Here is a 12,735-nt window from a genome sequence, read left to right as displayed (position 1 = left end):
CCCAAGGTGCGGGGGAGCGCCTGGCATGGGCGGGCTTTCGAAGTTCACGCGCGGAGCTTTCGCCCCGTTCGAGCAGCCGACTCGTCCGGAGGCGAAGTCCGGTCGGCGGGCCACCCCGTCCGGCCGTGACGGGGGAGGCTCAACAGTCGGAGGTCTTGATCTCTTTTGCTCGACGAAGCGGCTCGCGGTCGAGGATGTTCTGCTCCCTCGTGGTGAGTGCGGGACCGTCCAGCAGGGGTTTGCGCAAGCCGCGTGCCGCAGCGATCAGGACGTCGGGGGTCCCGAGGACGGAGGCGGGCTTCTGCATCGTCATGACGTCCGTGAGCGCCTTGACGACGAGGAAGTTGCCGATGGCGGTGTGGCTGAGGCGGTGGACGTAGCGTGCTGCGAGCTTGTCAGCCAGGTTGGGCGTCTTGCCGACAGCACCTGGATAGAAGCGGTCCTGGCCGACGGCGAGCAGCCACGCCGCGGCAGCGGGGCGGGCCATCGCCTTCTGGGCCCGGGCGGCGAACTTGGGTGCGGTCACGGGCGTTTTCGCCGCGGTTTCGCGTAGGGCGAGCGCGCCGAGGGCGGCGGCTGACATTCCGTGGCCGTAGACGGGGTTGAGGCTGGTGGCGGCGTCGCCGAGGACGACGAAGCCGGCGGGCATCGTGGCCTTTTCGAAGCGCCGCTGCCGGTTGGCGGTCCGGCTGTAGACGATGACGTCGCTGATCGGCTCCGCGCGGGCGAGGAACTCGGCGGCCAGCGGGTGGCGGACGCCTCTGGCGAACTCCTCGAAGAGGTTCTCGTCGGCGCTCGGTTCAGCGCCGCGGGTGCCGGAGAGACTGACGTGCCACTGACCGTCTTCGATGGGGATGATCGAGACGACCTGGCCGGGCTTGCCTTGCCGAGGGTCGGCCTGGATGTGGATGACGGGCCAGTCGGATTCGGCGCCTTGAGGGGCGCGGTAGCGGCGGCTGGCGTACCGTACCCCGGCGTCCACAACGGTCTCATCCACCGTGGGGGTGCCGATCTGCTCGAGCCACTCCAGGACCTTGGAGCCACGACCGGTGGCGTCGATCACGAGGTCGGCGTCGATCACGCTTTCCTCGCCGTCCTCGTTCCGCACGTGTACACCGCACACCTTCGACGCGTTGCCCACCAGCGATGTGACCGTCATGCCCGTACGCACGCTGACGTTGGGGATTGCCAGGGCGGCGGTGCGTATGCCCCAGTCGATGAGGTCACGGCTGGCGCCTATGAGGTAGTGGGTCTCGGTCCACCGCCGGAACCAGCCTGCGGCCGAGTAGGAGACCATGCCGTTGGGGATCGGTACGCGGTGGGCCCCGGCCGAAAGCCACCGGTCGGTCGTGCCGGGAAGCAGGGCTTCGATTGCGTCCGCGCCACCCGACCACAGCATGTGGGCGTGGGCGGCCTGGGGAAGTCTGGGCCGGGGCGCGGCGGTACTGGGCAGCTTCTTGTCGCGTTCGAGGATGAGGATGTCCGCGAAATGGGGTGCGAGTGCGGCGGCCGCGAGTGTACCGGCAAGGCTGCCGCCGAGGATGACGGCGCGGGTGGTGCCGGTAGCGCCGTTGGGCTGCTGGGTCATCGTGTGTTGCTCTCTAGGACTGCCGCTTCGCGGGTGGCTCGGACGATGGGGAGTATCGACAGAGGCTGGGAAATTATTACAAGGCCGACAGCATGGAAGGCGGGGCTGAGCGCGGCAAGGAGCGACGGGTGCCGTTCACGGGGAATGTCTTCCTGGCGGGGTGGCCGAGGTGTGGGGGCGAAGAGCCCCGTACTGGCGAGAGATGCGGGCGATGCCCCTGGTGCCGGCGCCGAGCACAGCGCTGAGTGCGGCAGCGCCTTGTTCCGGGCAGTCCCCGCCGCTCTCCGTAGAGGATTCCTTGGCCTCTATGGCGAACGCGATCATTACGGCCGCGGCCGCGGCACATGCCTCATGGGGGCAGACTCCGTCGTCGAGTGCCTTGTCGTGATACGCCGTCATGATTTCAAGGTCGCAGTACGGGGCCAGGGCGAGTAGATCATCGTAGATGTCCGTTTCGCGATCGAAGAGCCGGGATCCGATCGGTGTCCACCAGCTGGTGGACACCGGCAGGCCCATGAGGAGGCGGAGCCTGCGCCACAACGGCCCCATCCACCGGTAGGTCTGCCATGTTTCCCAGGCCTTGGCCAGGCGGCGGCCCTGGGGCAACAGGAAGCCGGAGGTGGTCAGGACGGCTCCGACACTGGCCAGGGGCGGGGCGACGTCCGTGCTGAGGAAGTCCCAGTTGCCGCCCGTCCAGCGGGCGACGACGGCCGCGGCCTTGGCCAGACCGAAACCGGTGCTGAAGACGAAGCCGGCCACGAGGGTCAACAGGCCTGCCCGTAGCCACCCGTCGACTACACGCGACCACCGCCAGCACATCACTGGTACGACCGTGCCGACAACGATGTGCCAGGAGAGGTAGATGACGATCATTTCGCGGATCCAGGGCGTGGACGCGTAATGGGTGTCGAGGTCCCGGAGTTTCTCCACAGGGGCGTCACCCAGGACGAAGCACAGGGCGAGCAGAGCGACGACCACGCCGCATACGGCGAACCACCACCGCACGCGGCGTTGAACCTCGACGCCGAATCCCTCGCGCCAGTACGCGAGGAGCACGATGCAACACGTGTTGAACACGCTGAGGATGACGTAGACCAGCGGCGCGGAGACGTTCGGCAGCCCCACTGATCGGTTGACCACGGTGATCGTGGGGGGCGCGGCGAAAACGAATCCGGCGCTGGCCATGAGGAGCAGTCCCGCGACGGCCCGGACCATGGGGTTGCTCCACTGTCGGATCAATCCGGGGAGCTTGGAGAGGAAGGCGACGCCAAGGGCAGCCGCCGGGATGTAGTAGTCCGAGCCGTTCATCAGCCGTTGCCGAGAGAGGCCTGGATGCGGGCAGCGGGACCATGGAGCACCTGCTGGGTGGAGTCGACTTCGAGCAGGTGGCGAAACCGCCGGCCGAGCATGCGCCCGTACTGCTCGGCCTCGGCTTCGTCGCCCCCCGCGGCGTGCGTCCGCGCGGCGACGAGCCGTACGGCTTCGTCCAGGTCCGCCGGGGTCAGGACGTCATCACCGATCAGACGAGTGGCGACCTGCGCACCCAGGACGTACGTACCGCAGTGGCCTTTGATCATGTGCCAGATCTCGTGCCCCAGGATGACCAGAGCGTGGAAGGGACTGGTGCTCTTCGCGACGACGATGATGTCTTCGGTCTCCCGGTCGAGCCAGAGCCCCGAAACGATGCCAAGGCCCTGCGGGAAGTCCCGGCGCACGATGCGCACAGGTCGTTCGGGATCGCCGCGGTAGGCGGTGAGTTGCACGGCTATTCGGTCGATCAGCTCGGTGATGTCGCGGGGGGCGGGCTCACCCAGGCCGGCGTACAGCTCATCGCACAGCCGTACCATCTCTTGCTCCAGCCGGCGGTTCCTCACGATTCTCATCCCTGACTCCTCACCTGCGCATCCCATGCCGTTCGGCGTTGATCGGTGTTCTTCCGTGGGTCCAGCGTGGACATGCGCTGACTTCGGACTCGGCTGCACGTCCAAGATTAGGCTGAGGAGGATCCGTATCGCGGCAGGGGTTTCGGAGAAACCTCGGGCCGGTCGCCGACAAGGCCCCCGGCCCCCGGCCCCCGGCCCCGGCCCCGGCCCCAGGTGACCTTGTCCACCCCACCTGCGCCGAAGAGGCTGTGGCGCTCTCCGGGCCCGTCAGCCGCTGAGCGGCATGGTTACCTCTGGGGCCGGGTTCTGGGAAAGCCACCGTCCGTAGTTCCGGGTCAGTCCTCGATTCCGCAGGGTGTCGCGGATGAGGGCGAGGTACGCAGAGGTCCGGGCGCGAGGCGGCAGGCCGCGGGAGATGCGGCTCATGTGCGCCCGCACGACGGCTAGTACGCCCGCGCTGGCGATGTCCTTGTCCCGCCAGTTGAGGCGCAGTGCGGCAACCTCGATGTCGTCACCCTCAGCCCAGCGTGCGGGGAGGTCGGGGTGGAGAGCGAGGGCGGTGGCCAGCCCGACCATTGCGAATCCGCTGGTCAGGACCTTCTCCGCGGAGGAGCGTCGACCTATGCCGCCTGTCAGCATGAGGGGCATGGGCGCGGATGCGACGAGCCGCTGGGCGATCTCCAGGAAGTAGGCCTCCCGGTCGAGCTTCCTGTCATCGGCTGTGCGGCCCATGGTCGCCGCGCTCTCCATGCTTCCGCCGGAGAGTTCCACCAGGTCTACGCCGAGGTCTGCGACAGACGCGAGTACCTGTTCCACCTCGTCGACGTCGAAGCCGCCGCGCTGGAAGTCGGCAGTGTTGATCTTGATGCTTACGGTGAAGCCCGGGGACACGGCCGCGCGAACGGCTCGCACCACCTCCACAAGCATCCGCGACCTGTTCTCCAGGCTGCCTCCCCACTGGTCGGTGCGGTGGTTGACCAGGGGGGAGAGGTACTGGCTGAGGAGGTATCCGTGGGCCGCGTGGATCTGGACGCCGTGGAAGCCGCTCTCCTCCGCGAGGCGTGCTGTGGTGGCAAACCGGCCGATCGTGGCCTGGATATCTGCCTCGGTCATCGCGGTCGGGCGGGCGAACACGCTCGTGTGCTTCCCGAGGCTGACGCCGATGTCGGACGGCGCCCATGCGATACCGGGCAGGTCCGATCTGACTTGCCGGCCGGGGTGGTTGATCTGCATCCACACCTGGCCGCCCTCCGAGCCGGCGGCCGCGGCCCAGCGACGGAAGGGGGCCAGGTCGGTTTCAGCGTCGAGCACGATCGTTCCCGGAGACGTGAGGGCCCGTCGGTCGATCATCACGTTCCCGGTGATGATCAGTCCGCTTCCGCCACGTGCCCAGCTGGCGTAGAGCTCCTCGATCTCCGGCCCGGGCAGTTGGCCGGGCTGGCGGGCGAGGCTCTCCTCCATGGCGGCCTTGGCTATCCGGTTGGCAATGCGGGCGCCGCTCTGCAGTACAAGAGGTGTGGACAGGTGCATAGAAGATTCCCCTCTGGATGTCGTTATGTGAGGTCCGGCTGTGGCCCGCGTGTGCGGTGCCGTTCTCGGTCCGTGCTCAGTCTGAGCAGCGTGGTTTTCAGTTCAGCGGGCCCGCAGCTTCAGAACCCGACCTGCTGCCGCCCGTACGCGTGAGAGGCGTGCGGAGAGGCCCGGGCCGACGGGCCTGGGCCGACCCCCACCCATCAGGTCCGTCTGGGGATCGGCCCACAGGTGCGCGACCTCCTCGGCGATCGCCTGCTGGGCTCTGCGGGACGCCGCCGGGTGGCTGATGCCCCGTCCGAGTGCCACGCGCAGGGCTCTGGCGGCGGCCTCGGTCGCCAGCGGACCTCGTGCGTCCAGCTGGCTGAAGGTCGCCAGGGCATCCCCGATGACGACGATGCCGCGGGGCCCGCGGATTCGCTCGTACCGGTGCCAGCGCAGGGCCGAAGTGGGTGTGACGACCACGTCGCCTGCGGGCTCTGCCCCGGCGATGAGCCGGCCGACGCTGGGGTCCGATAGGGCCAGTGCGGCGCCCGCGAAGGCATCCGCGTCGGCTATCTGCTCACGATCCGGGGCGGTCTGGGTGACGGCCCACAATCCGTCCTCGATCGGGACGAGCACCGCACTGCGGGCGCCGTCCGCAACAGCGGTGAGGGGAACGTCCGCCTCCCCCTCCGGTACCTGGTAGAGACGGCTGGCGGAGAACCCGGCCGTGCCACGTGTGGTGACCGGTACGGCGGCAACGCCGAGATCCTTCAGCCAGATCGCCGTACACGCATCGGCGCCGCTCGCGTCGACGACGAGCTGCGCGGTGACATCCTGCTCGGTCCCGTCATCGAACCGCACGCGCGCGCCGAGCACAGCGGACTCGTCGCCGATGAGCCCGACGGCCTGCGCGCCATCCAGAATCGTGGTGTCCCGCTCACGTGCGGGGTTGGCGACAACGACCTCACGCAGCACTCTGGTCAAGAGGTCGCGGCTGCACGTCAGCAACTCACGGGTCCCCCAGGCTCGTGGGCGTGTCCGGGACAGGTGGTCCCCAGCTGGGAAGGGGAACGTCCGCGCACCGCGGCGCTGCAGCATCGCACCCGAGCCGTAGGCCAGATCGTTGACATCCCACATCCCGCCGACGTGGAGCACCTCGCCATGCTGAGCGCGCTCGAAACCCGTCTCCTGGTGGGTGGCGGGTTGGCCGGCCGCGAGAACGAGTACGTCGTAGCCGGCCAGGGCGACCACAGATGCTGCCAGCAGGCCGGCGTACCCCCCGCCGATGATGAGGGCTTCGACGTGCTTCGGGTGTGTGGTGACCATGGTCGTCTCTCTGTGGGGGGTCTCGGTGCGGCGGACGGGCAGGGGCTTTTCAGACTGCTCGCTGCGGTCATGCACTGTGGTCTGCCAGTGCGAGGGACTGCCGCGTCACTTGAACCCGCGGGGAGCGCAGCATGGCGGCGGACATGTCGACGAGGTCTTCGGCATCCTCGATGGAGCTGACCGTCCATCGACGCTCGGGAGTGAGGGCGGGCACGGCGTCCCCCTTCCGGATCACCGCGCGGGCTATGACGCAGGCATCGGCTTCGACGCGGGCACGGCGGATCTCGGAGTACTCGGCCAAGGCGAGTGCGTAGATCTCCGTGCCGGTCGACCGGTCGAACCAGGGCGTCAGCCGCAGTACCGCGTCGAAAATGTCCCTCTCGCGCTGCATGAGGCGACGCTCCACGGGCTGCCACCACGGCATCGGCGGTGGGCTCGTAGGAGGTACCTCCGGGCGGATTTCCAACCAGAGAGGCTGTAGCCGGCGAAAGCGGCGAAGAGCCCGCCACCGGGAGCCCGCGCCTTGTCCGATGGGCGGGAGCATGAAACCGGCAGAAACGAGCAAGGCGCTGAAACCGGCCAGTGAGAAGGCGACGTCGGTGCTCAGGGAGTCCCAATCGTGGCCGAGCCAGCGGGCAACGATCGCCGTGAACTTGAGAAGGTCGTAGCCGAACATGCACACCGCCCCCGCGGCGATCAGCAGCAGTCCGACCTTCAAGGTGCCGGGGACCTGCCTCGACCAACGCAGGCAGAGGAGCACCATGGTGACGGCCGCGACGGTGTGTGCCGCCAGGTAGAGAAGGATCATCTCGCGGATCCAGGGCGTGCTGGAGTAGTAGGTGTCCAGGTCCCGGAGTCGTTCGACTGGTGCGTCGCCCAGCGCGAACAGGGCATATATGGCCATCATCACTGTGGCGTAGGTGGTCAGGCACAGCCGGGTCTGCCGCAGGGTGACACGCGAATCCTCGTTTCCCCGCCAGTGGATCAGCAACACGATGCTGATGCCGTCGAACGCGGTCAGGATCGAGTACACGATGGGTGCCGCGATGTTCGGTATGCCGACCATCTCGTTGATGACCGCGAGATTCGGGGGAGCGGCCGTGACGAAGAGAAATGCGGCGACGAAAAGAGTCGCGGCGACGGCCCTCAGGAGCGGGTCTCGAGGGTTCTTCCGCAGCGCCCAGACCTTGACGGCGGTAGCGACGAAGAAGCCGACGGCCACGGACAGGTACGCCGTTCCCGCGTTCACCAACGACTCCCGCAAGCCCCGTGGGGGAGAGTGAGCATGATCAGTTGCCCTCTGAGTGGGCGGCGTCGCCGACGGGCAGGTCGGAGCGGCGGATCTTGGAGAACTGGATGCTCAGCCGGGCAAGACCATTCGTTCCTGACACACGAGTGTCGATGGTGGCGCCCGTTTCGGCAGCGATGGCCATCGGCCCGGATGACAGCCTCCCGGCGGCCTCCGCAGCGGCCAAGGCCGCGTGGATCGTCGCTGCTTCGGCGAAGATGAGAGCCACCTCCGGTTCGCAGCCTTGCGAAGAGGCGTATCGCTCGGCTGCCTCGCGGTGGCTGCCGTTCAGGTGGGGTGCCAGGTTGAGCAGGCGATCGGAAATGTCGGTGGACCTGGCCATCGCCCGGATCTCCGGTGACGAGGTAAGGCGAATCCAGGTGGGCTTCCCGGGTCCCGCGAAGGGCTCAAGCGCACGCCAGAGGGGCTCCATTGCCCGGTAGGCCCGCCAGGACACCCACATCGACCCCAGCCGTGGCCCGACGACAGGCACCAGGAAGCCGATCGTCGTCAGGCCTGCGCCCAGTCCTGCCAGGGGAGGGGCGACATCGGTGCTGAGCGAGTCCCATCTGTCCGTACCGGCCCATCGGGCACCGACAGCCAGGAATTTGAACAGGGCGAACGACAAGCCGATACCGAACGCGGCTACGAGGATGAGCAGGCCCCAGTGGGTCCACGCCGCCTGGAGATCTCGAAGCTCACGGGCCCACCGCCAGCATTTCGTCGCCACGACGAGACTCATGGCGAAGTGCGCGGTCAGATAGAGCACGATCATCTCCCGCACGTACGGGGTGTTCGCGTAGAAGGTGTCGAAGTCGCGCTGCTGCTCGATGGGCACGCTGCTGAGAGAGAACAGGGCACAGAACGTCGCGATCACCACGGCGGTGGCCGCGATCCACACCCTGGTGTGCTTCCGGAGGATCTCTTCGGGCCCCCCTCGCCAGTGGATGAGGAGCACGATCGAGCCGCACGACAGGCACGACAGGATGCAGTAGACGATGAGCGCCGAGATGTTGGGGACGCCGGTGATCCGGTTGACCCGCTCGATCGTCGGCGGAGCACCGAACACGAAACCTGCCGCCGAGGCCGTGAGGATCACGAAAATCGAATTCGACATCGGCGAGTGCCAGCTGCGCCAGAACGAGGGAGCCTTCACCATCAAAGCGATCGCCAGAACGCCGGCGGGAATGTAATAGTCCGACCCGGTCATGCTCAGTAGCCTCTACCCATACTGGACTGGATCCGGCCCGCCAAACCGGTTGTCGGCACCGCGCCGCCCCCTCGCAGACACTCTCGCAGCCGGGCTCCCATCTGCAGCCCGAACTCCTCCGCATCGCTTTCCTCTTGGGTGTCGGCGTGGCTCCTCGCGGCCAGGGCGACGAGGTCGTCGCCCGCCAGTTCACCACCGAGTGACCTGGCGGCAGCCGTGGCGACGTTGCTGTGGGCCCCGTGAGACAGGCACTCTCCCATCAAGGCGTGCCACATCTCGTGTGCGAAGATCACGAACTGGTGCAGCGTGGTCGTCTGACTTTCGACGACGATGACGATCCGGTCGTCGAACATCGCCGTGAGGCCACTGGCCGTCTCCTCGGGAAACTCACGGAAGTACAGGAAGACCGGGCGGAACGGGAGCGCAGCGCGGTCCTCGTTGCAGCGCCGCTCGACGTCGGCCCTCAACACGGCGAACAGGCTGTCCGGATCCGAAGGGATCGGCTTGTCGAGACCCGTGAGCACTGCGTCGCAGAATTTCGCGATCCTGCGCGCGGCGGATCGCCGCGCCAGGTGGGCCTTTGGCACTCTCAGTACGCCGTGATGGGATGGCAGCCTGCCGAGGGTCGCGAGTGCCCCCTTGTGAAAGCCCGCCATCTTCCCCTCGTTCATCCGAATGCCCCCACTTTGAGTTCCCCTCCGATGGGCGGTGAAGCCGTGGCCCGCCCTGCTGCTGCCGGTGACTGAAGGTCAGGTCAGCCGTCGCGTCCGGACCACCTTAGGGTTCGGAGCCGTCTCGTGTGATCGCGTCCACGAAGGCGATCAGAGCCGTCTCCAGATTCGGGGACAGCTCCTTGTCGCCAAGGCGGAGCTGGACCTGCATGGCGTGACGGTTCCTCACAGCCCCGGATGGACTCTTGAGGAACGCTGTGAGGTCCGGGATGACCTTGCTGTCCAGAACCCGCTTCACGGCCTCCGGCGGAGTCTGGGTGAAGTACTCCATGGGAACGCCGAAGAACTTGGCGAGGCCGGCGCCATGCCAGATGTTGGGCGTGCTGTGGTTCAGCAACTTGCCATGCCATTGCGGGGTCATCCCACTGCCCGCAGCGATCTCGGCGGTCGTGTACTGACGCGGGCTACCTGTGTGCTTGTCCACCGTCAGCCGGGTTTTCCTGAGGAACACGATGCGGCGGGCCAGCTCGGCCCCCGCAGTCCTCGGCGACTCCACGAGCTCACCGTCGAGCAGTCGCAGGATGTCTGCCTCTGGAATGGACGTATGGAAGGTGAGGTCTCGCAGATTGAAGACTGATGCTCTGTCGAGTCCTGCCTCCGACTGGAGCTCCTCGACTTCTTTCACGGTCCTGGCGAGCTGCTCGTACCCGTAGCTCACAGACCCTCCCGGTCGGCTGGAAGGGGAACCTGTGGTCAAGATGTGCCGACAATCCCCGCCGCCACTAGATCACGGAACGGTCAGATCCGCAATGAAACGATCGTTTCCCGGGAGGATCGCGGGGATCACGCTGGGGCGCGACGCAGCGCTCATGGCGTGCTCCGATAGGGCGCTGATATCCGAAAATGCACCGAGCTTGAGCCGGTTCTGCAGGGCAGGAGCGATCCGCAGGTGCGATCGCGCCTTCTTCGTCATTCCTTGAGAGCGCACATCTCTCCGAACGTCGCGGCGAGAGGGAACTCGACGGAGGTTTGCCGAACGCCCGTCCCGGCCACCGCATGTGGCGCCGGTGGAGTCAGCTCGTGGCCTGGGGCGGGGAGGCATCCCCGTGCTTGCCTCCTGCGAACATGTCGGCGACCCAGCGCATGAGTTCGGCGTTCTGGGACTCGCCCTCGGCTCCGCGGGCCACCACGGCGGCAAGGCCGATACGCGCCGCACGCAAGTTCGTGACGACGGCCGTGACTTCCGCGTCGCCGGTTTCGAAGAACATGGCGGGCACGTCAAGGGCAGCCGCCAGCGCGTCCAGGACTTCGGGGCCGGCGTGCGTCCTCCGGCCGAGACGGAGGCTTGTCACCAGAGGCCCGCTCAGGATCGTCCGCCCCGCCCGAGCGTTGCCGAGCTCGGCGAGTTCGGTGTCGGTGGGGCGCTCCTGCTCCGAGGCTCCTTCGAGGAGTGCGGTGATCTTCCTCGCGATGCTCTGCGGCCCCACGGGCTGCCGGACCTGGGGATGCTGAGGCGCTGCCGGCACGTCCTCACCGAAGGAACGCCTCTCCGCGGCGAGGAGCTCTTCGACGCTTACTCCGTACGCCTCTGCCAAAGGAGCGACGTAGTGGGGGGCGAGTTTGCGCCGACCTCCTTCAGCCGCCCGCACGGGAGAGGGCGAGCCGGTCTGCGTGACGGCCGTGGTGTCCTTCTGCGTCATGCCGGCGTCGCACCGGAGATCCGCGAGAGTCGGCAGGCCGGGCCGCGGGAACAGGTCGTCCAGGCGCTCGCCCACCAGGGCCGCAAGTCGAGGCAGCTTCTCCGCAGGTGGGGATGCGTCTCCGCTCTCGTAGCGCGAGACGACGGACTGGTCCTTGATTCCGAGCGCGGCAGCCACCTGCGCCTGAGTCATGGCCCTCAAGACACGTGCGCTACGGAACCCGGAGGCGTCAAAGCGGCGTTCGGGCATCGGGACTCCACGGTGCGGGGCAGGGAATGGCGAGTTTACCTACTCGGATAGATCGCTAAATGCATATAACCTGCATTCATCGACCCGAATGGTTGGTCCCACACCACCCCTTCAGGCTCCACTGGCAGGAGGAAAACTGCGAAAGGCAAAACCGCTGCGCGCTTAGCGGCCGGGTTCGTCGCGACCTCGGCTCTCACCGCCGCTTCACCCGCCTTCGCTCTCGAGACCAAGTACGGGGCTGAGCTTGCCACGTGGACCGAAGCCTCGAACAGCATCCTGAACCTCCGGGACCTCGGCACCGGCTACCAGGTGAAGTCGGAGTACTACCGCAACGCCAACTCCAGCACCCTGCTGACCTTCTGGAACAAGAACGGGCCTAGGCCGTCTCTTTCGGATCTTGCCTGGCCCGCCCGGCTCGCCGCCTGGGCATACCTCCGTGCGGGCTGTTGACCACCAACGACACGGACCCTTCCGCGAGGTAGCCGTACTCGGCGTAGTACTCGATGTGGAGGTGGCCTCCGTCTTCGGCGGCGGCCATGCCGCGCAGCTCGTCCGCGAGCAGCGTCCTTGCTTCGGCGTCGCCGTCGATCACGAGGACCTGCCGCTCGTGATCGAGGTGGATGAGAACCCCGGGGCCGGAACCCGTTCGGACCTCGACCCCTGCCAGGGTCTCGCCGTCCAGCACGGGCGCGCAGCGGAGACTCCCCTTTCCCCCGGCCACCATGTACGCCAGGCGGTCCAGCTCTTCGGCCGATCCCTGGACTTCCACCACGTCGCACACGGGGTCACACTTGAGTATCACCGTCAGCCCTCCCTCAACACCCGACCCCATGATGCCGCCCGCCCGCCCGCCCGCCCGCCCGCCCGCTCGGCAGCAGGCGGGGGCCTGCAGCCTGTCCGGCGGGACCTGAAGCAATTCCTCTGTCAGGCCCTGGGCTTCGCGATTTCCCTGCCCAGAACCTAGCGGCCCGGCCGACGACGGAAACCCTGGCACCGTCGAGAGCGGCCAGTACTCCACGACTTTCAAGCTGCGAGGCGTTGTCGTACGGAACAACTTGCCGGACAGGCGCACCACCTGGGTGACCTCCTGACCGACCTGGTCGCTTCCAGCCGGGCCGATGTCCGACATCGACGCGGCGAGGAAGTACGGATACCACCTTCCGAACGACCTCCCTGGACCGCCTCATTGGGAGCCGGCTGCCGGGGCCGAGTCGGCGGTGTTCACCGGAGCTGGCGCAGAGGTCGAGGGTGGCACGTAGAGGGGGAAGGAGATCCCGGACGGCGGGTGCCGGGGAGAGGCCAGGC

General features: G+C 67.4%; 12 protein-coding genes. All 12 read right to left on the bottom strand.

The window, feature by feature from the left end; translation table 11 throughout:
* Window positions 1–139: 139 nt before the first annotated feature.
* Window positions 140–1,588 (bottom strand): FAD-dependent monooxygenase, encoded by a 1,449-nt coding sequence (locus OG276_RS06615; protein WP_266903534.1) that lies wholly within the window; start codon window positions 1,586–1,588, stop codon window positions 140–142.
* 135 nt (window positions 1,589–1,723) lie between these two features.
* Window positions 1,724–2,896 (bottom strand): MAB_1171c family putative transporter, encoded by a 1,173-nt coding sequence (locus OG276_RS06610; RefSeq protein ID WP_266903533.1) that lies wholly within the window; start codon window positions 2,894–2,896, stop codon window positions 1,724–1,726.
* Window positions 2,896–3,471 carry a toxin-antitoxin system, toxin component gene (locus OG276_RS06605; protein ID WP_266903532.1) on the bottom strand — a complete coding sequence of 192 codons (576 nt, stop codon included), beginning with the start codon at window positions 3,469–3,471 and terminating at the stop codon, window positions 2,896–2,898. Before OG276_RS06605 ends, OG276_RS06610 begins: the two co-directional genes overlap by 1 nt.
* 267 nt (window positions 3,472–3,738) lie before the next feature.
* Window positions 3,739–5,001 (bottom strand): NADH:flavin oxidoreductase/NADH oxidase family protein, encoded by a 1,263-nt coding sequence (locus tag OG276_RS06600; RefSeq protein WP_266903531.1) that lies wholly within the window; start codon window positions 4,999–5,001, stop codon window positions 3,739–3,741.
* 102 nt (window positions 5,002–5,103) lie between these two features.
* Entirely contained in the window at window positions 5,104–6,312 is a 1,209-nt protein-coding gene (locus OG276_RS06595) for an NAD(P)/FAD-dependent oxidoreductase (protein WP_266903530.1), read from the bottom strand.
* A 67-nt stretch (window positions 6,313–6,379) separates the two neighbouring features.
* A complete protein-coding gene (locus OG276_RS06590) occupies window positions 6,380–7,561 on the bottom strand; it encodes an MAB_1171c family putative transporter (RefSeq protein ID WP_266903529.1) in 1,182 nt (393 codons plus the stop codon).
* A 40-nt stretch (window positions 7,562–7,601) separates the two neighbouring features.
* Entirely contained in the window at window positions 7,602–8,810 is a 1,209-nt protein-coding gene (locus tag OG276_RS06585) for an MAB_1171c family putative transporter (RefSeq protein ID WP_266903528.1), read from the bottom strand.
* Between the two features lie 2 nt (window positions 8,811–8,812).
* Window positions 8,813–9,481, bottom strand: a complete 669-nt coding sequence (locus OG276_RS06580; protein ID WP_266903527.1) for a hypothetical protein — start codon at window positions 9,479–9,481, stop codon at window positions 8,813–8,815.
* A gap of 106 nt (window positions 9,482–9,587) precedes the next feature.
* Window positions 9,588–10,199 carry a hypothetical protein gene (locus OG276_RS06575; protein WP_266903526.1) on the bottom strand — a complete coding sequence of 204 codons (612 nt, stop codon included), beginning with the start codon at window positions 10,197–10,199 and terminating at the stop codon, window positions 9,588–9,590.
* Between the two features lie 69 nt (window positions 10,200–10,268).
* Window positions 10,269–10,454, bottom strand: a complete 186-nt coding sequence (locus tag OG276_RS06570) for a hypothetical protein (RefSeq protein ID WP_266903525.1) — start codon at window positions 10,452–10,454, stop codon at window positions 10,269–10,271.
* A gap of 100 nt (window positions 10,455–10,554) precedes the next feature.
* Entirely contained in the window at window positions 10,555–11,430 is an 876-nt protein-coding gene (locus tag OG276_RS06565) for a helix-turn-helix transcriptional regulator (RefSeq protein ID WP_266903524.1), read from the bottom strand.
* A gap of 376 nt (window positions 11,431–11,806) precedes the next feature.
* Entirely contained in the window at window positions 11,807–12,559 is a 753-nt protein-coding gene (locus OG276_RS06560) for a hypothetical protein (protein WP_266903523.1), read from the bottom strand.
* Between the last annotated feature and the right edge of the window lie 176 nt (window positions 12,560–12,735).

Source organism: Streptomyces sp. NBC_00086 (assembly GCF_026343255.1).
Taxonomy (GTDB): domain Bacteria; phylum Actinomycetota; class Actinomycetes; order Streptomycetales; family Streptomycetaceae; genus Streptomyces.
This window is presented reverse-complemented; position numbering and strand designations above follow the sequence as displayed.

What these genes read in the sequence shown, in the direction of transcription:
- OG276_RS06610 (WP_266903533.1), bottom strand. Translation starts at nt 2,896, where the DNA reads ATGAACGGCTCGGACTACTACATCCCGGCGGCTGCCCTTGGCGTCGCC.
- OG276_RS06565 (WP_266903524.1), bottom strand. Translation starts at nt 11,430, where the DNA reads ATGCCCGAACGCCGCTTTGACGCCTCCGGGTTCCGTAGCGCACGTGTC.
- OG276_RS06560 (WP_266903523.1), bottom strand. Translation starts at nt 12,559, where the DNA reads ATGTCGGACATCGGCCCGGCTGGAAGCGACCAGGTCGGTCAGGAGGTC.
- OG276_RS06585 (WP_266903528.1), bottom strand. Translation starts at nt 8,810, where the DNA reads ATGACCGGGTCGGACTATTACATTCCCGCCGGCGTTCTGGCGATCGCT.
- OG276_RS06595 (WP_266903530.1), bottom strand. Translation starts at nt 6,312, where the DNA reads ATGGTCACCACACACCCGAAGCACGTCGAAGCCCTCATCATCGGCGGG.
- OG276_RS06580 (WP_266903527.1), bottom strand. Translation starts at nt 9,481, where the DNA reads ATGAACGAGGGGAAGATGGCGGGCTTTCACAAGGGGGCACTCGCGACC.
- OG276_RS06615 (WP_266903534.1), bottom strand. Translation starts at nt 1,588, where the DNA reads ATGACCCAGCAGCCCAACGGCGCTACCGGCACCACCCGCGCCGTCATC.
- OG276_RS06600 (WP_266903531.1), bottom strand. Translation starts at nt 5,001, where the DNA reads ATGCACCTGTCCACACCTCTTGTACTGCAGAGCGGCGCCCGCATTGCC.
- OG276_RS06570 (WP_266903525.1), bottom strand. Translation starts at nt 10,454, where the DNA reads ATGACGAAGAAGGCGCGATCGCACCTGCGGATCGCTCCTGCCCTGCAG.
- OG276_RS06605 (WP_266903532.1), bottom strand. Translation starts at nt 3,471, where the DNA reads ATGAGAATCGTGAGGAACCGCCGGCTGGAGCAAGAGATGGTACGGCTG.